Annotated in this window: 14 protein-coding genes; 9 read left to right on the top strand and 5 right to left on the bottom strand. The window is 69.4% G+C overall.

Features of this window, described 5'->3' with window-relative positions; all coding sequences use genetic code 11:
- Positions 1 to 201 precede the first annotated feature (201 nt).
- The 3 genes from WMF17_RS23910 (at position 202) to WMF17_RS23900 (ending at position 3334) form a co-directional block, all read left to right on the top strand.
- Positions 202 to 1341: a hypothetical protein gene (locus WMF17_RS23910; protein ID WP_437595387.1), complete on the top strand. Its 1140-nt coding sequence runs from the start codon at positions 202 to 204 to the stop codon at positions 1339 to 1341.
- Positions 1342 to 1569: 228 nt separating this feature from the next.
- On the top strand, positions 1570 to 2019 hold the full coding sequence (locus WMF17_RS23905; protein WP_437595386.1) for a hypothetical protein: 450 nt from the start codon (positions 1570 to 1572) through the stop codon (positions 2017 to 2019).
- 100 nt (positions 2020 to 2119) lie between these two features.
- Positions 2120 to 3334 (top strand): endo-1,4-beta-xylanase, encoded by a 1215-nt coding sequence (locus tag WMF17_RS23900; RefSeq protein WP_437595385.1) that lies wholly within the window; start codon positions 2120 to 2122, stop codon positions 3332 to 3334.
- Between the two features lie 332 nt (positions 3335 to 3666).
- On the opposite strand, the gene WMF17_RS23895 is transcribed toward WMF17_RS23900, so the two are convergent.
- A complete protein-coding gene (locus WMF17_RS23895) occupies positions 3667 to 4407 on the bottom strand; it encodes a hypothetical protein (protein WP_437595384.1) in 741 nt (246 codons plus the stop codon).
- 714 nt (positions 4408 to 5121) lie between these two features.
- On the opposite strand from WMF17_RS23895, the gene WMF17_RS23890 reads away from it, so the two are divergent.
- Entirely contained in the window at positions 5122 to 6849 is a 1728-nt protein-coding gene (locus WMF17_RS23890) for a glycoside hydrolase family 43 protein (RefSeq protein WP_437643409.1), read from the top strand.
- A 302-nt stretch (positions 6850 to 7151) separates the two neighbouring features.
- Positions 7152 to 8291, top strand: coding sequence for a family 16 glycosylhydrolase (locus WMF17_RS23885; protein ID WP_437643407.1), 1140 nt, complete (start codon positions 7152 to 7154; stop codon positions 8289 to 8291).
- A gap of 268 nt (positions 8292 to 8559) precedes the next feature.
- Here WMF17_RS23885 and WMF17_RS23880 read toward each other — a convergent pair whose 3' ends face one another.
- Both WMF17_RS23880 and WMF17_RS23875 read right to left on the bottom strand, forming a co-directional pair.
- A complete protein-coding gene (locus WMF17_RS23880) occupies positions 8560 to 9600 on the bottom strand; it encodes a Gfo/Idh/MocA family protein (RefSeq protein ID WP_437595381.1) in 1041 nt (346 codons plus the stop codon).
- Between the two features lie 144 nt (positions 9601 to 9744).
- Positions 9745 to 9930, bottom strand: coding sequence for a hypothetical protein (locus WMF17_RS23875; RefSeq protein ID WP_437595380.1), 186 nt, complete (start codon positions 9928 to 9930; stop codon positions 9745 to 9747).
- 862 nt (positions 9931 to 10792) lie between these two features.
- Between WMF17_RS23875 and WMF17_RS23870 the strand changes: the two genes are divergently transcribed.
- The 4 genes from WMF17_RS23870 to WMF17_RS23855 all read left to right on the top strand — a co-directional run bounded on the left by WMF17_RS23870 (position 10793) and on the right by WMF17_RS23855 (position 15524).
- Positions 10793 to 12283, top strand: a complete 1491-nt coding sequence (locus tag WMF17_RS23870; protein ID WP_437595399.1) for a DUF1592 domain-containing protein — start codon at positions 10793 to 10795, stop codon at positions 12281 to 12283.
- A 16-nt stretch (positions 12284 to 12299) separates the two neighbouring features.
- Positions 12300 to 13676, top strand: coding sequence for a DUF1552 domain-containing protein (locus WMF17_RS23865; protein WP_437643405.1), 1377 nt, complete (start codon positions 12300 to 12302; stop codon positions 13674 to 13676).
- Between the two features lie 250 nt (positions 13677 to 13926).
- A complete protein-coding gene (locus WMF17_RS23860; RefSeq protein ID WP_437643403.1) occupies positions 13927 to 14121 on the top strand; it encodes a hypothetical protein in 195 nt (64 codons plus the stop codon).
- A 287-nt stretch (positions 14122 to 14408) separates the two neighbouring features.
- Positions 14409 to 15524 (top strand): hypothetical protein, encoded by a 1116-nt coding sequence (locus tag WMF17_RS23855; protein ID WP_437643401.1) that lies wholly within the window; start codon positions 14409 to 14411, stop codon positions 15522 to 15524.
- A gap of 602 nt (positions 15525 to 16126) precedes the next feature.
- Here WMF17_RS23855 and WMF17_RS23850 read toward each other — a convergent pair.
- Positions 16127 to 17221 (bottom strand): serine/threonine-protein kinase, encoded by a 1095-nt coding sequence (locus WMF17_RS23850; RefSeq protein WP_437643400.1) that lies wholly within the window; start codon positions 17219 to 17221, stop codon positions 16127 to 16129.
- A gap of 555 nt (positions 17222 to 17776) precedes the next feature.
- A complete protein-coding gene (locus tag WMF17_RS23845; RefSeq protein WP_437643398.1) occupies positions 17777 to 18394 on the bottom strand; it encodes a hypothetical protein in 618 nt (205 codons plus the stop codon).
- Between the last annotated feature and the right edge of the window lie 179 nt (positions 18395 to 18573).

Raw genomic sequence — 18573 nt, 5'->3', positions numbered from 1 at the left:
CCTGCTACCTTGCCTTGGATGGGCCGCACTGCGCACCGTGCCCTTCGTCCTGGGCTCGGGATCGAGCCTTTGCGCCGACTCTGTTCGCCCGGTCGTCGCGGGCGCGAGGGGGGTGAGGTCGCGGGGGCATCGCTCGTTTCGTACCACGCCGGGCCCGGGGGGGCGCACTTGGAACGGGCTGATCACGTCGCTGGAGTGAGCATGAAGAAACATCGATTCCTTTCGTCACTGGCCTGCATCGGCTGCGCGTTGTCGCTCGCCGCTTGCGGAAGCGATGACGCCGACGGCGGCGCCACCTCCACCGGCCAAGGTGGCGGCGGAGCCGCCAGCGCGGCGAACGCGGTCTCTGGCGGCTCCAGCGGCGGGGCTCCTGGAGGCGCCTCGTCCAGCGCGGGAGGTGAAGCGGGCGGCGGCGGCATGGGCGGTGGAGCGCCCAGCGGCGGAACGACGGCGGCCGGCGGCGAAGGCGGCGCTGCGGGCTCGGCGGGGACGGGCGGTCCAGACGAGTTCGAGCCGGTGACCATCTCGTTCGGCACCACGCTCGATCCGCGCGCTCAGGTGCTCGAGGCGCGAGCGCTCGCCGAGTCCGTCGCCGATCCCAGCTCTCCGCAGTGGCGCGCCAAAGGTGACCAGCGGAGGACCTATAATTTTCCAGCCGCTGGCGCCGACGTTCCTTACCGCGTCTGCGTCCCGAATCGCTGGGACGGCGCGTCGAAGTTGCCCCTCGTGATGTTCTTGCACGGCGCTTCGAACGACGAGAGCTCGTACCTGGATCAGAACAACAAGCAGATGGTGAATCTGGCCGACCAGCATGGCGTGCTGCTGGTCTCGCCGCTCGGCTACCACGGCGCGTACGGCACCTTCCTGCGGCTGCCGGCCGTATTCGGGCAACCCGGGGAGGCGGAGAAGCTCCTGGCCGCGCGTACGCCCGAGCGCGAGCGCGATCAGGAGCTCAGCGAGAAGGACGTCATCAACGTCCTGGAGCTGGTGCTGAACGAGTACCCGATCGATCGCAGCGCGATGTTCCTCACCGGACACTCCATGGGGAGCGGCGGCACCTGGTACATCGGCGCCAAATACTCCGACTACTGGAAGGCTCTGGCGCCCATGTCCGGACCCTTCGTCCTGGAGTCGGGTTATCCGTGGGACCGGCTGCGCAACGTGCCCATCTTCGTGACGGAGGGGACCCGCGGCACGCCTTCCCTGACCGGCAGCCGGGAGCTGCGCGACTGGATGATGGCTGGCGGCTACACGATCACGTACAAGGAAGTCGATGCGGACCACGCAGGAATGGTTCCGCTCGTGCTGCCTGACGTCTTCGACTTCTTCGACCGTTCGTAGCCTCCGCGCTCGTCGCCCCGGCGCCGGTGCCCGGCGTACGCGGCGGCGCTCTCCGCATGCGTGTCGCTGCCGGAAAGTTCCAGTTATCACGGTCACGGGTCCATCCCAGCGTCCTCCCTCGGGCTGGAGGATGGCCGCGGGCAAGTCGATTGGGTTTGACATCGATCATGTGACCGTTCACAATACTCCGGAGCAGTATCCTCTTGCTTCGTTTAGGGTGGGTCGTCCATGCGCACCGAGATCTTCGTCCTCCGATGGATCTCGGCACCGCTACCGTTCGCTCGGCGGTGCGCGCCGCCGGCGGCGGATCGGCGCACCGCAGGTCGCCGGCTGTCGGGTCGCTTCCTCGAGACCGCGCGCTCTCTCGCGATCGCCTTCGTGCGCGAGCTCACGAGCTTCGAGCGTCTCTGGCAGGTCGCCGAGCGCAGCATGTCCCCGCGGCTGCGCCACGCGCAGCGTGAGGACACGGATTCCCTCCGGAAGGTCCCGTACCTCCTCGCCGGCCGCGCCTCGGGCTCCCTGAAGACCGGCCAGCTCGTCGACGTCAAGATCACCAACAACAAGCTGCTCGACACGATCGGCACCGCGGTCGGCTGCACCAACGGGCAGGGAGGCCCGCTCGACAACTTCGGCGACGAGAGCCGCGAAGGCGGGCTCGTCGACCCGATCATCGCCTGATGGACAAGGGAATCCAGATATTTCGGAGCTCGAGCCGCTGCCTATCGGCTCGCCGCTCGAAGGATTGCCATCTTCAATCGCTCAACTTGCGGAAATTAACATGAACAAGAACCGTTCTTCTCGATGGCTGTGCGGCACGACGTGGATCGCGCTCGGGGTCGCGACTCTCTTTGGATGCTCCGATGGGGGCGACGGCGGTGAAGGTGGCGCGGGCGGCTCGGGGGGAGCTGGCAGCACCGTCACCAGCGGCAGCACGACCGGGGCCGGGACGACCGGGGCCGGGACGACCGGGGCCGGGACGACCGGGGCCGGGACGACCGGGGCCGGGACGACCGGGGCCGGGACGACCGGGGCCGGGACGACCAGCGCCAGCACCGGCGGATCGAACGAGGGCGGCGGCGGTTCGGGCGCCTCGACCAGCGCGTCCACCGGAGCTGGCGGCTCCGAGCCCACGGGGAAGTTCGTCGGCAACATCACGACGCGCGGCGCCGTGCGCGACGGCTTCGTGAAGTACTGGAACCAGATCACGCCCGAGAACGAGGGCAAGTGGGGCTCCGTCGAGAAGTCCCGCGGGAACAGGGACTGGTCCGCGCTCGACAGGATCTACAAGTACGCGCAGGACAACAACATCCTCTTCAAGCACCACGTCTTCGTGTGGGGCTCCCAGCAACCCGACTGGGTCGGGCGCCTCTCCGGGTCGGAGCAGCAGGCGGCCGTGCGGGATTGGATGAAGTCGTTCTGCGAGCGCTACCCCAAGACCAAGTACATCGACGTGGTCAACGAGCCGCCGCCCCACACCACGCCCTCCTACAAGAACGGCATCGGCGGAGACGGCGCCAGCGGCTGGGACTGGATCGTCAACTCCTTCAAGTGGGCCCGCGAGTTCTGCCCGAACGCGGTCCTGATCCTCAACGACTACAACAACATCGAGTACCAGAACGACCACAACAACTTCATGAGGATCGCGAAGGCGGTCATCGACGCGGGCGCCCCGGTCGACGTCATCGGCGCGCAGGCCCACGACGCGTACAAGATCAACACCAACACCGTCAAGGGCTACATCGACGCGCTCGCCTCGCTGGGCAAGCCCGTGCACATCACCGAGTACGACATCGGCATCGCGGACGACAACCAGCAGAAGAGGGTGATGGAGGAGCAGTTCACGATGTACTGGAATCACCCCTCGGTCCAGGGCATCACCTTGTGGGGTTACATCGTCGGCACCACCTGGCGGGACAACACCGGCATCCAGCATCCGGACGACAGGATGCGGCCGGCGATGCAGTGGCTGATGGACTTCCTGGATCGTGGGTGATTGACGTCCCGCTCAAGCGGTGATCCTGGAAGACCGCGCGGTGCGGCTGTGCTGCCGGTCGGCCACCCCGCCTTGTCGTGCTGCCCAGCGGAGCTCGCCTGAGAGAAGTCCGTCAAGCAGGAGCCCCCGCCAGCCTTGTCCCCCCTCGGGCTCACGGTGAACCGCGCCGCACCGCCGGTCGCTGTTATTCCTGAATATTAACGCTCACAATTATCGGGCAGCTCGGGCAGCTCGGCGAGGTACACGACCGAGCTGCGGGAGCGGGCGGAGGCGTATGCCGAGGAGCGCTCCCGCTCGGGGGCGACGTCGAACGAGGTCGCCGCGGCGCGCGGTCAGGGCTGCGTCTCCTCGACGGATTGGACGTCGAGCTGTATGAATTGACCGACGAAAGGCTCGGGCGCAGGGGGGACGCCGTCCACGACCAGATGCTTGAAGTTGGCGATCATGACGCGATTTGGATCGTCGCCCAGGAAGGATACGCTGGCTCCGCCCCGAACCGGGATGGTCTTCGTATGGTCGATGATGAACACGTCGTGACCCACGTTGGGGCTATCGTTGAGGTAGTAGACCTCGGGCGGATCTGAGACAGAGAAGCTGTAGACGTTGTACGTCGGGTTGTCGGGTGTACCGCCCACGCGAAAGTGCATGCCATCGGGCGTGCCGCCCCGGTACGTCTCCGGCTCGACGACGCCGCGGAGACGGACGGTCACCTGGTAGATCGTGTCGGGCGAGCCGCCGAACGTCCGCGTCTCGTCGACCCGCCTGGACGTCGTACATTCGTCACTGTTGCCCGGGTCCCTGTCGCACGGCATCTCCCAGCGAAATCCGTCGATGTTGGCGGCCGCCGCGAGCAGGTCTTCGCCGCCGCTGCCGCCGGCTCCGCCGCTGCCGCCGGCTCCGCCGCCCCCGCCGGCCCCGCCGGAGCTCGCGCTGCTGGAGGCGCTCGTGCTGACGCTCGTCGAGGCTCCTCCGCCCGAACCTCCAGCGCCGGTCGAGCTGGCGGTGGCCTGGTCGTCCGGAGGCGGGTCGGCGTCGGAGCCGCAGGCAAGAAGGACCGTGATTGCAGGTACCACGAGCAGAGAGATTCTCATTTTACACCCGTCCGGCGAGACCGCCGGCATGGAAGCTGGGAACACCGAAATTCGTGTCGTTCACATCGAACCTGGTTCCATGTGAACGATCACATAAGAGGTGTCAATAGCGATCGACCGGCACGCGATCTCCTCGATCCCGAGGGAAGACGAGGTTGGCCGGGGGCTCCTCCGGAGCGCGGCGTCGGGAGGAGCAGGCGCCGGATTCCTGCTGGAAAGCAGCGCTGGACCCGGGGGAGGGGCGAGGCTGGAGACGCCCCAGGGGGTGTCGATCGGGGTTGACACCCGTAATGTGAACGTTCACTATACACCCGATCGGCACCCTCTTGCTTTGCCCCGGATGGGGCGTCATGCGCATCGAGACGTTCGTCGTCCGATCGGGCTCGGCGGAGCGTCTCGCTCGCTCGGTGGTCTCGGAGCATGCGCGACGACCATGATCGTGAGGGGGGCAGACGCGCGCTGTCGAGCGCCACGGCGCTCGGCGCGCTTCGTCGGAGAGGTTCCGAGCGTGAGGGCTCGGACGTCGTCTGCCGCCGATTTTTCATCTCTCGCGAAAGACGATCACTGCCAGAGCGCCCAGCGGGCCGCCTTGGCGGCGAATCACCCCCACGAGCAGCGCCGGAGAGTGATGAACCGAGCGCGCTGCGATACCGACAACACCTGAAGAAGTTTCAGGAGAGCAGCGAGGACCCAGGAATGGCAACGAACACCACGTCCGTCCAGCGTAGGCTTCTCACGGCGGCATTGTTGATCTGTGGCGTGACCGCGTTTCCGTCAGGCGCCCTGGCAGACAATCCCATCGTTCAGACCATCTATACCCCCGATCCTGCGCCCATGGTCTACAATGATACGGTATACCTCTATACCGGACACGACGAAGACAGCGCGACGGACTGGTTCGGGATGAACGAATGGAGAGTGTACTCCTCCACGGATATGGTGAACTGGACGGATCACGGTTCACCGCTGAGGTATGGCGATTTCAGCTGGGCAAAGGGAGACGCGTGGGCAGGCCAGGCCATCCACAGAAACGGAAAGTTCTACTACTACGTTCCTGTGACGAGCCGCTCGCTCAACAGGATGACCATCGGCGTGGCCGTGTCGGACAGCCCCACCGGTCCCTTCAAAGACGCCCTGGGAAAACCGCTGATCAGCGCCGATTGCGGCGACATCGATCCGACGCCGTTCATCGACGACGACGGTCAAGCCTATCTGTACTGGGGAAACCCCAGTGTGTGCTACGTGAAGCTGAACGAAGACATGATCTCCTACCAGGGGGACGTCGTACACGTGCCCATGACGGCGGCGAGCTTTGGGCAGAGCACCGGGCGTAAGGCCGATGATCGCCATGCGACCAAGTACGAAGAAGGTCCGTGGCTCTACAAGCGCGACGGACTGTACTACCTGGTGTATGCGGGGGGGCCTATTTCCGAATATATCGCGTACTCCACGAGCAGCAGCCCCACCGGCCCGTGGACTTACCGGGGGGTCATCATGCCCACGGAGGGCAGCAGCTTCACCAACCACGCGGGCGTCATCGACTTCAAGGGGAGCTCCTACTTCTTCTATCACAACGGTGCCTTGCCGGGCGGTGGAGGTTTTCACCGGTCGACGGCCGTCGAGCGATTCACCTTCAACGCCGATGGTACCTTCCCGACGATCAAGATGACTCAGGCGGGCCCGCCTGGCGTCGGTACCCTGAATCCGTATGTCATGACGGAGGCTGAAACGATTGCCTGGGAATCCGGTGTAGAGACCGAGGCATGCAGCGAGGGCGGAATGAACGTCGGGTCGATTGAAAACGGGGACTACATCAAGGTGAAGGGCGTCGATTTCGGCACGGGCGCGGTGTCCTTCGACGCACGAGTGGCCTCGGCGACCAGCGGCGGTAACATCGAGCTGCGCCTCGACAGCACGACCGGCACGCTGGTGGGAACCTGCATGGTCCAGGGGACCGGCGGCCCCCAGACATGGGTTACCACGTCCTGCGCTGTCGACGGTGCGACAGGGGTACACGATCTGTACCTCAAGTTCACCGGTGGAAACGGTTTTCTGTTCAATGTCAACTGGTGGAGATTCACTCCGCTCGACGCCCCGGATCCGGATCCGGATCCGACCGGCGGCGGGGGCGCTCCGAGCGTGGGTGAAGGGGGAGCGACGGGCAGCGGCGGCGCGGGCGGGGGTGGGAGCGTCAGCAGCGCCGCAACGACCAGCACCGGAGCAACGGCGGGCAGCGGCACGGGCGGCGGTGGCGCCGCCCCCGCTGACGGCGCCAGCGACGACGGGGGCGGGTGTGCCTGCCGGGTCCAATCGGGGCCCAGCTCCCCCGCGGGCGCGCTCGCCGCCTTGATCGCGCTGGGCGCGGTCGCCGCGCGGCGGCGTCGTGCCCGAGAAGCAGGGCGGAGCGGGGCCGCCGCGGACTGACGGTCTGGTGCAATGACCGCGGCGCCCGCGGAAATCTGCCCTCCAGGCGCCGCGGAAAGCTGACCCGGCGTCGCCTGGGTCAGCGTCTCCTCGCTGCCGCCGGCGCAGGCGGCTCGGCGGCCTCGGCCCTCGGCTTGGAGCGCGCCTCGCTCATGGCCAGCGACCCCTTCTGCCGCCAAGAGTCGGCATCGATGTCAAGGATGCCGAGCGCGAACCAGCAGGCCACGCCCTGACACGAGGAGCCGACGAAGAACTATCGCATGGACGCCGTCCATGTTAACGTTCTCATAGGAGGTTCCACGATGTTCACGAAATTGCGCGCTGGTCTGATGCTCGCCGCTGCGTCGCTGGCGCTCGCGATGAGCTCGACCGCGGCCGCGAAGCCTTACAAGGGAGCAGAGCTCTACACGCCCCAGGGCTATCTTCATGGTCGCATCGAGATGCGCATGCGCATGGCGCGCGGGAGCGGCATCCTGTCGAATTTCTTCACCTACAAGGACGGCTCCGAGGTGTCCGGCGCATTCTGGGAGGAGATCGATATCGAGGTCTTCGGGAAGGACGGCGCCCGGAGCTGGCAGTCGAACATCATCACCGGGACGGGCACGAGGGCGACGTCGGAAGAGGTGCACACGACGGACGTCTCCCTCGCGGACGGCTATCACACCTACGCGCTGGAGTGGACGCCGGACTACGTCGCCTGGAGCTTCGACGGGAAAGAGGTCAGGAGGACGACGGGGCAGCAGGTGGCCAGCCTGAAGAATCCCCAGTCTCTGCGCTTCAACACGTGGTCCTCCGAGGCCACCGAGTGGGTCGGAGCGTTCGACGATTCCGTCCTCCCGCAGCACCAGTTCGTCAACTGGGTCAAGTACTATCGCTATAACAACGGAGTCTTCGAGCTCGCGTGGCACGACGAGTTCGATTCCCTGGACGGCGCGCGATGGAGCAAAGCGGACTGGACGTTCGATGGGAACCGCGTCGACTTCGACCCGCAGAACGTGACGGTGAAAGATGGCACGCTGGTGCTGTCGCTGACCCGGGAGGGGCAGACCGGATTCACCGGAAATGTGCCCCGCGATGAGGGCACCGGGACAGGCACCGGCGCGGGCGGGGCGGGGGCGACGACCTCCTCCTCCGGGGGCGGCGCGGGCGGGGCGGAGACGGCGACCTCCTCCTCCGGGGGCGGCGCGGGCGGGGCGGGGACGGCGACCTCCTCCTCCGGGGGTGGCGCGGGCGGGGCGGGGACGGCGACCTCCTCCTCCGGGGGCGGCGACGCACCGGGCGAGGGAGGTGGGATCGGCGGAACACCGCCGGACGAGGAGGCCTCCGACGGAGGTTGCGGGTGCGTCGTCGCCGGAGCCAGCACCACGACGAGCTCGTGGGCCGCGGCGCTCGCCGTGGGGCTTTCCGCCCTGGCGATGCGACGGCGCCGGACCCGTGGCTGACCTTGCAGGATGTTCGCAGGCGTCGCGGGGCGTTCTCGCCGTCGCGGCCGTGACGACGCCGGGCGCTGCGGGCGCCGCTCGTCCCGCTCGCCAGAAGTCCGGCCAGGGACAGCCGGACTTCTGCGCCGCTCCGCGGCGGCTTTGCGCGGGCGGGCCTAGCTCGTTTCCTCGGGGCTCCGCCCGAACCCCGGCGTCCGCTTCGCGGCCGCCCTAGTTCCGCGTGTCACCGCGCGTCAGCAATCCCTGGCGGGATTTCAGACGCGCGGAGCTAGATCTTCTCCCAGCGCCCGCTCTCGGCGGAACGGAAGAGCGCGTCGATGACCCGCATGTTGCCGACCGCGGCCTCGATCGGGTTCTCGACGGGGCCCCCCGTGCGGATGGCGCGCGAGAACGCCTCGCTCTGCAGCTGGTACTGGTCGACGGCGGGGAACGAGGTGACCTGGGCCGAGCTGCAGTTCAGCGTCGAGCCGTCATCAAGGAAGAGCTTGCACGGCTGATCGGCGGGGGCGTTGAACGGGATCTCGATCTCGATGCGGCCCCTGGTACCGAGCGCGTTCACGCGCTGGTAGGCCACGGCCTGCGTGCTGCACGTGAACGTCAGGTGCGCGCCGCGGTAGTCGAGCAGGCCCGAGGTCAAGCGATCGGTGCCGAACTCGGGATCGCGCTCGGCGAGCGCCATCGCCCGCACGGGCTCGCGTCCGAACAGGAAGCGCGACATGTTCACCGCGTAGCAGCCGATGTCGTAGAGCGCGCCGCCCCCGACTTCCCTCCTGTTGCGGATGTTGGTGGCGTCGCGGTTGAAATACGAGAACGCCGCGTGGACGCTGACCAGGTCGCCGATCTGGCCGCTTCGCACCCAGTCCCTGGCCTGCTGCCACTGCGGGTGGTGGCGGATCATGAACGCCTCGGCGATCCGCTTGCCCGTCTCGTGCTGGACGTCGACAAGCGCCGCGGCGTCCTTGGCGCTGAGCGCGATCGGCTTTTCGCACAGGACGTGCTTGCCGGCGCGGGCCGCGCGCGCCGTCCACTTCACGTGCAGGTGGTTGGGGAGCGGGTTGTAGATGGCCTCGATCTCCGGATCGTCGAGCAGCTCATCGTAGCTGCCGTACGCTTTCGGGATCCCGAGCGACTGCGCGGCGGCGCGCGCCTTGCCGAGGTCGCGCGAGGCCAGCGCGGCGAGCTGGGTCAGGGGCCCCCGCTTCATGCCGGGCAGGCTGACATTCATCGCGAAGTTGCTCACCCCGAGGACGCCCCAGCGCACGGGGGTGAGGTGTTCGCTCGACTTCGGACCTTGGGCAGATGTGGACATGGGCACCTCGCAGCGCGCGACGCTGGTGGCCGACGGCGCGTCTGTAAACGCTCGATGTGAGTCGACCCGACGGGTAGGGCCAGGGGCTGGAAGAGGAGCGCGCCCTGCGCGAGAGCGGAGAGGGCGAGAGCAGGGCGCGGCGCCTCAGAAGGTCTGCATAGAACAGGCTTTCTGTCCTTTTGCGCCGCAGCCGAAATCCTTCCCCTCGGCGGCCGATGCGGGGACGTCCGCCGTCCCGCCAGCGGCCCATGCAGCGCCCGCAAAGCCGCCGGCAAAGCCGACTGCAAAGCCAATGCCGACGCTCATCATCGCGGCACCCATCAGCGTCATGCTTCTCGCCATACGACGTCTCCTGACCAGGTGAAGGGCAAGCTCACCCATGCCATCGCAGCTCTGTGAATGTGAACGCTCACATTTCGCGCGTCAATCCAAATCGACCGACGCGGGGGCGAGCTGTTGGCCGGAGCACGCGCCCGAGCCGCGGCGTTCAGGAGGCCATACCCGGGGCGCCGGCCGCCTGCGGCATCGAGCGCCAGCCGTCGGTGCGCTGGTCGGCGTCGAGCGCGGTCCGACGCCCGCCGCCCCGTGACGCGGCGCTCCGGAGGAGCCCGCCAGCGTTGTCCTCCCCCCGCGCTCGAGGATCCCCGTCGGGCCGGTCGTTTGGGTTTGACATCATAAATGTGATCGTTCACATTTTGCACGGGGTATCCTTCGGCTTTGCCTTGTGGGGTCGTCCTGCGTGCCGAGGCCTTCGTGGTCTGACCGGTCTCGGCACGGGTTCCGTTCGGTCGTCGCGAAGGCGATTGCCGATAGGGGTGCTTGGCGTTCTGCCAGCGGTGATCCACCGGGGACCACGGTCAGGTGCTCGGTCAGGTGGTCTACATTCCGTCACGCCGGGCGAGGTGGGCTTCGCAGGGCGAGCAGTTGCTCTCAGGCACCGTCGCCAGATGTGGGTACCCGTGCGTCGTCCCCCCTCGCAGTATCGGAGAGCAAGATGAAGAAGCCGTCCTGGCACAAGCTCCGTTCCTCAAGAGAAGTCGCCGCCGTTTGTGCGCTCGCGTTCGCGGCCGCGTGCACGGGCACGCTGGGTGATTCGTCGGATGGCACTGGGGGATCCTCCGCCGAAGACGATGGACCGTCGACGGGCTCGGCCCCTCCGGCGTTCCAACCCGCGGCCGGGATGCTGCGTCGTTTGACGAGAACGCAATTCCGCAACGCCGTGCGCGACGTGTTCGGCGTGGAGGTCCATCTCGACGCGCTCGACGCCGACAGCTGGAACGGAAACTTTGCGGTTATCGGCGCCTCGACCGTCGTGACTTCGGAACGAGGCGTCGAGCAGTACCACACGGCCATCGAGAGCGCCGTGGACGCGGTGTTCTCCGATTCGGCGAAGCGGGACCAGTTCATCGGTTGCACGCCCAGCGGCGCGCAAGACGACGCTTGCGTACGCGGCTTCATCCAGGTGCTGGGGCTTCGAGCGTGGCGGCGCCCGCTCGAGACAGCAGAGGTCGACAGCCTCGCGGCGGTGGCCAGCGAGGCCGCGACCGAGCTCGGCAGCGCCGTCGAGGGGGCCCGCTGGGCGACGGTGGCACTCTTCTCGTCGCCGAACTTTCTGTATCGCCCGGAGCTCGGAGCTCCGAGCGCCGATGGGTCGCTTCGCTTGACGGGCTACGAGATGGCGTCCCGGCTCGCATTTCTCGTGTGGAACAGCCTGCCGGACGAGGAGCTGCTCGACCAGGCCGCGAGCGGGATGCTCGCGACGGTGGAGGGCGTCCGTGCCGCGGCGACGCGGCTGCTCGACGCGCCCGCCGGACGCGAGGCCATCGGCGCCTTCGCCGAAGAGTACATGCGGCTCGATCGAATCGGCACGCAGGCGAAAGACGCGGAGCTGTTTCCGGAGTACGGCGCCGCGCTGAAAGCGGCGATGGTTCGCGATATGCGGGGCACCTGGGAGGTCCTCGCGTTCGACGATCAAGCGAGCGCGCTCGACCTGTTCTCGACCACGAAGGTCGTCGTCAACACGGAGCTCGCCGAGCTCTACGGCGTCGACGCGACCGGCCTGAGCTCGAGCACCTTCGAGGTTCGCTCGTTGCCTGCGGACGGCCCGCGGGTCGGGATCCTGGGCAAGGCCGGCTTCCTGTCGCAGTTCGCCAACCAGAAAGAGGGGTCGCCCACGTTGCGCGGCAAGTTCATGCGTGACGCCCTCATGTGCACGCCCGTGCGGCCGCCCCCCGGCAACGTCGCTCTCGAGCTCCCGGAGCCGCCTGCGGACAGGCCCCTCACGAAACGTCAGCGGCTCGAGGCCCACCGGACCGCGCCTGCCTGCGCCGCCTGTCATGCCTACATGGACCCGCTGGGCCTGCCGCTCGAGACGTTCGACGCGATCGGCCGTTACCGCACGACCGACCACGGCTTGCCGATCGACTCCAGCGGCGACTTCGACGGGGCGCCGGTCGCCGACGCGCGCGAGCTCGGCATGACCGTCGGCGCGAGCGACGAGGTCGCGCGATGCCTCGTCCGCAAGTACTACTCGTATGCAGCAGGCCACGAGGAGCGAGCCGTGGACGGCAGCGTGCTGAACACGCTTGTCGCTTCGTTCGAGGCGTCGGGGCTCCAGCTGCGCGAGCTGGTCCTCGACGTCGTGACGAACGAAGCCTTTTCGGCCGTCGCCCCGCAACCCTAGTCGAACGGTGTACCCCATGACGACCAAAGCCTTGAACCGACGAACTGTTCTCCGGGGCATGCTGGCGACGGGCGCCGCCGTCACGATCCCGCTCCCGCTGCTGGAGATCATGCTGAACCAGAGCGGCACGGCGCTCGCTCAGTCGAACACCCCGGTCTCGCCGCTCTACGTCACGTGGTTCTTCGGGAACGGTACGCTGCCCGGCCGCTGGAAGCCGGCGCGCACGGGCTCCGGCTCGGCCTGGGAGCTCAGTCCCCAGCTCCAGCCGCTCGCGGAGCACAAGTCTCATCTCACGGTGATCAGCGGCCTCGAGAACAAGCTCGTCGTATCCGGCTTCGAGCACCCCACGGGGTCGGCGGGGGCCACGACCGGCGCGCCGCTCAGCGGGAACGCCGTGCGGGCCCCATCCATCGACCAGGTCGTCGCGAACCTCAACTCCGATGGGGCGCCGTACCGCTCTCTCGAGGTGGGATTGACGCCGGCGACGCCGGGCGGCCCTCAGGACTCGCTGCATACCGTCTCACACAGGGGACCGAACTCGCGCAACAACCCGGAGTTCGAACCAAAAGCCGTGTTCAATCGATTGTTCATGGGCGGCACGCCGACGCCCAACGACGACGAAGCGGACCAGGCGACGAAGCTCGCGAACGTCCGGAAGAGCGTGCTCGACTCGATCCTGCGAGACGGCGCGAGCCTGCAGCAGCGGCTCGGGGCGGCCGACAAGCAGCGCGTGGAGCAGCACCTCGAGTCGATCCGCGCCATCGAGCGGCGCCTCGAGACGACGACGCCCGGCGGCGGCTCGCCGTCCGCGTGCAGCAGCCCGACGGCCCCCACCGCCGGCAAGGACTCGCAGAGCGAAGCGCCCCCGCAGGTGAACGCCGCCATGGTCGAGCTCTCGGCGCTCGCGCTCGCCTGCGAGAGGACCCGCGTGCTCTCGTTCATGTTCTCGCTGCCCGCCGCGCACGTCTACTACCGGCACCTCGCGCAGGATATGAACGACGACTTTCACGACACCATCTGTCACGGGGATGCCGGAGATCAATCGAGTCAGCCTCGCGTCGACAAGGGCGTGATCTACACGATGCGCTGCCTGAACGAGTTCTTGACGAAGCTCAAGAATACGCCACATGGCAGCTCGAACCTGCTCGACAACACGCTCGTGTACGTCACGTCCGACACCGCCTGGGGTAAGGTGCACACGAAGACAGAATGGCCCGTGCTCTTCGCGGGGAAAGCCGGAGGACGGCTGCGCGGCGACGAGCATCACAACTTCCCCGGCGATAACCTGAGCAAAGCGCTCCTGACGGTCGCCCAGGTCATGGGCTCGAAGGTGACGGAGATCGGCCTCGACGCGGGGCGGGTCACGTCACCGCTCGCGGGCGTCCAGGTCTGACCGCGGCATCGCGGCGTCTGGAAGAGGCGCTCCGCACGCGCTCGCCGGCCTGCGCGCGCCGCCCCATCGTCCCCGGATCGAGCACAACCCACCTCGTGAACGAGCGGCCCGTTGCCGCGACACACACCGACGGCGCCGCGATCCGGTCGCGGCGCCCGTCCACCTACGCTCGAAGATGTGCCTCTAGCGATCCGCCTGCAGCGAGCCGAGGCGACACGGGAGCTGCGAGTATTCGCCGCCCGAGCCCGGATTGCGCGAGCTGCTCCGCGGGCTCTGGTGGGGGACGGCCGCGCTGTCGGCGGCTGTGCTCGCCGCCGCAGGCCTCGACTTCGACGATCGCTCGACCGACAGCTCCGTCGGCCGCACCACGGAGATCTCGAGCGTCAACTGGATCGCGCGTGTCGCCCGCGCGCTCGATGCGTCGCGGGCGCAGCGCTGGCGATGACGCCGGCTCGGCGCGGGCGCTCGAGCGCGAGGGCGACGCGCGCCGGCCGGCGGCGGTGGGTGGCGCGAGGTCCACACCGGGATGGGAGCGCCGCGGTCATCCCCGCGGGACCGCGGCGCTCGCGCGCCAAGCCGGTGCCGCAGCTCCCCGGGGCCTCGCGCTCGGTCACCGGTAGATCCCGAGCCCTCTCGAGGGCCGCGCCGGACTCGAGATTGCGACAGCGCCGCTCGCGATCCGGCTCTTCACGCCTGGGCGCGCGCCCGGCGGGGAGGATAGGATGGCGGAGGATGGAGCCCATTTTCGTCCTGATGATCATCTCGGGAATCGCGGGGCTCGCGAGGTGCTTCGCGCAGGCGCGGCAGGACGCAAGGCGGGCAGCCGAGGCCCGATGGCGGATCGCGCGGCCCATCTGGCAGCGCGCCGCGGCCCTTGTCGGCGGCGAGTTCAGGTCAGGGCCGGGCCAGCAGGGAGACCCCCGGATGCAGATCTCCGTGGTCTTCGAGAACGTCGCGTTGCTCGTCGACCACGATATCGATCACGGCGACGCGTCCGTCGTGCGGTACCACACCCGCATCACCGGCTCGGCGCGGAACCCGTCGGGCCTCAGGCTCCGGGTCCACGAGCAGCGGCTGCGCCGGGCGAACGACGGGACCTTCCGGGCGAGGCAGGTGGACGTCGGCGACCCGGCGCTGGACGGCGCCTTCGTCGTCAAGGCCAGCATCCCGACGCTCGCGCGCTGGTGGCTCACGCCGCCGCTGCGCGAGGCGCTCCGCGCGGCCGCCGACTACCAGCTCACGCTCGAGTCGCACCGGCTCACCGCCATCCGCGCCGGGCTGGAGGACGACGCCGAGAAGCTCGTGAGCGCCATCCGCGCCGCCGCGCTCGTCGCCGGCCGCGGCCGGGCGCTCACGAAGGAGCTGCGGGCGCTCTCGCAGGAGCTCGGCGGGCGGCTGCTGTCCGGCGCGGCCTCGTCCGAGGGCGAGATGACCATCGAGATCGAGCACCGCAGCAGGCTGCTCACCGTGGAGTTCGGCCGGGAAGGGAAGAAGGGCGTGTTCGGCACCCGCGTCCGCGCCGCCCGCGCCGCGTCCCCCTCGGAGCGATTCACCCTGAGGCGACGGCCCAGGCGCGGCTCGGCCAGGGGCGCCCGAGGTCCGTCCGGCGACGACGCCCTGCCCCGGGCCTACGAGGTGCTTGCGGAAGCGCCCGACCGGGCGATGCAGCGCCTCGGCGACGAGCTTCGGCGCGAGATCGCCGCGCTCCGCCCGGCGGCGGTCGTGGGCGACGAGGCCGCTGTAACGCTCGTCTTCGGTCAGCTCGAGACGGGGCGGGACCGGATCGAGCGCGCGATCGCGATCGTCTCGGCGCTCGCGGCGCCGAGCCCGCACGGGCCGTATCGCTGATCGCCCCGCGCGGCGGCCGGTCCGCGGGCGGAGAGGGGCAGCATGAGCGCTGCGCGCGACGAGCCGGCGACGCTGGTCCTCACCCCGTCCCCTGCCACAGGGGTGCGACAGGGGACGATGTGACAGGGGACGATGTGACAGGGGACGATGTGACAGCGGCGATGTGACAGGGGACGGCGGCGTGTGGCTACCTTTCCACGGCGGGATCGTGCACCATGCCACGAGGGTGCCCCGGAGGCGTGAGCCGAGCTCCCGCGGTGGCATCGGCCGGATGACATGACGACCCCCCTGCGCCCCGAGGATGCGCGCGCGCGCCTGCACCGCGCCGGGCTCGCCACCCAGATCGACGCCGCGGCGTTCGCGGCCGCGTGCGACGAGGAGCGCGCCTGCGCGCCGCTCGACGCCGAGGTCGCGCTCTCGGCCCTGGCGTCGATCTACGGCGTGCGCGGTCCCTCGGAGGCGAGCGCCCCCGACGACGCGTTCGTGGTGGACGAGCACGCGGCTTCCGACCCGAAGGTCCTCGCGGCCGTGTGGCTCACCACCCCCCACCGGCCTGACGGCGGCGCGTCGGCGATCGGTGGAGGGAGCGACGGCGCACGCCGTCAGGGCTCAGCGCCCCGCCGTTCCAGCAGGCGCGCTGTCACGGCCTGCGCCGCGTCGACCGCGCGCCCGGCGGCGCGCGCCGCGTCGCGGAGGCTCTCGTCGACGTCGCGCGCGCCCGCGGCCCCTTCCCACAGCAGGCCCGCGGCGAGCGCCACCCCGAGCGCCGCGGCGACGCCGGCCGCCGCGAGGCGCAGGCGCCGCGGCCGCTCCCGCGTCGCGGACGGCGGCGCGACCGGCGCCCCTGCCGCGGCCGTGAAGGCGGCGATCATCACCTCCACGCAGGGGAACCGCTCCGACGGGCTGATGGCGAAGGCGCGCGCGAACCACGCCTCCAGGGCGGGCGGCGCTCCCGGGCACAACGTGGCCAGCGGGGGGCGCCCGCTGACCAGGATGGCCGCGAGCACCGCGGCCAGGTTGCGCCCCGGGAACGGCTGCCGCCCGGTCAGCGCCTCGTGCGCGACGACCGCGAGCGACCACATGTCGAGCTGCGGGCCCGCCTGCCCGTCGCACGTGTGCTCCGGGCTCAGGTAGGCGGGCGTGCCGAGCACCACCCCGTCCGCGGTCCGGCGCCGGAAGTCGACCGGCCGATCCTGCCCGACCCACTTGGCGATCCCGAAATCGGCGATCTTGGCGCGGAGGTGCCCGTCGCTCCCCTCGATGAGCAGGATGTTCGCCGGCTTGATGTCCCGGTGCACGATGCCGAGGCCGTGCGCCACCGACAGCGCCTCTCCGAGCTGCCGGAGGAGCGCCGTGAGCTCGACGGCCGGCATCGTCCCCCGCTCCTGGAGCAGCTGCCGCAGCGACCTGCCGCGCACGTACTCCATGACGAGGTACGGGCCCGCCGCCGGGTCCCCCCCCGCGTCGTGCACCGCGACGACGCCGCCTGTCTTCTGCCCGAGCTGCGCCGCGACCCGCGCCTCCAGGCGGAACCGCTCGATCGCGTCGAGGTTCCGGCCGCTCCGCGCGACAACGAGGAACTTCAGCGCGACGTCGACGTGCCGGACGCTGTCGTGCGCGCGCCAGACCTCGCCCATCGCGCCGCGCCCGAGCGGGAGCTCGAGCCGGTAACGCCCGCCGACGAGGCGGCCTCGCATCCGTCCGGCGCGGCGCGAGGAGGCTGGGCGGGAGTCTGCGGGTCGATCAGCGAGCGCGGCCGCGGCGCGCGCGCCGTCTCTTCTCTGGGAATCGGGTTGGGGATCGAACGAGGATGGCTGGAACACGATCGCGCACCTCCGTGCCGCCTCTGTCTCCCAGACGCGTCGGTGTGCCTCTCGGGCGACGCGCTTGGGCCAGGGACCGGGGCATGCCCAGAGCCTATCGCGAACACGGGAACCTGGGAATCCCGGACAGCGCTCCCGCAGAGCGCTTGTTGCGGCCTTGTGCTCACACGGTCGCATGGCGGCGCTGTGCGTCGGCGTCTGCACCACATGGAACTCCCTCGGCGGTCGAAACCGAGCAGGGCGGAGGGCAAAGCGATCTTGCCGTGGATGACGGAGTGTAGAGAACGCGCGTGCGAGCGCGAAGCAGACCCATCCTGCCCGGCGGGGGATGGGGGCCTCGCGCCTCCACGCGCGGCGCGGCCGGCAAGCGGAGCGTACAGCACGGCCGTACACGGGCAGCGCGGCGAGGCGCTCGACCTTCGTGCTGTGTCAGAGCGGCTGTGGCGCGACCGGGGACGCGCGCCGGATCGCCACGCAGACGCCGGCGCAGTCAGCGCCGCCGGTGGCCGTATCGCAGTCGTCGGTCGGGTCGTCGACGCACTCGAGCCCGTCGGGGCAGGGGAAGCCCGCGAAGCCGCCGCACATGATGGGCTTGGGCTCGACGCAGACGCCGGCGCAGTCAGCGCCGCCGTGCTCTGGGTCGCAGTCGTCGCCCGGGTCGTCGACGCACTCGAGCCCGTCGGGGCAGGGGAAGCCCGCGAAGCCGCCGCACATGACGGGCTTGGGCTCGACGCAGACACCGGTGCAGTCAGCGCCGCCGTGCTCTGGGTCGCAGTCGTCGCCCGGGTCGTCGACGCACTCGAGCCCGTCGGGACAGCTCGTCCCGAGGAAGCCGCCGCACATGACGGGCTTGGGCTCGACGCAGACACCGGTGCAGTCAGCGCCGCCGTGCTCTGGGTCGCAGTCGTCGGTCGGGTCGTCGACGCACTCGAGCCCGTCGGGACAGCTCGTCCCGAGGAAGCCGCCGCACTCCTGTGTTTTTTGCGGCTCCTGCGTCTCCCCGACGTCGCCGTCGCTCTCCGCCTGGCAGCCGACGAGTCCAATCATGATGAGCAAGAAAGCCAATCCTGTGTGGCGCATCAGAACCTCCGCATCGTGCTTGTTCGAGCCCTGATGCGGCCACCGGATCGGTGATCGCGCGGCAGCCTGGCGCGCAGGCGCCGCCAGGGGAGGACACCCCTGACGCCACCGCCCAGGCCCCCTTCAGGGCTCCTGTCGTCTCTGCT

Source organism: Sorangium sp. So ce362 (genome assembly GCF_051519845.1).
Taxonomy (GTDB): domain Bacteria; phylum Myxococcota_A; class Polyangia; order Polyangiales; family Polyangiaceae; genus Sorangium.
Note: the sequence above shows the minus strand (reverse complement) of the source record. Positions and strands in the feature narration are given on the sequence as shown.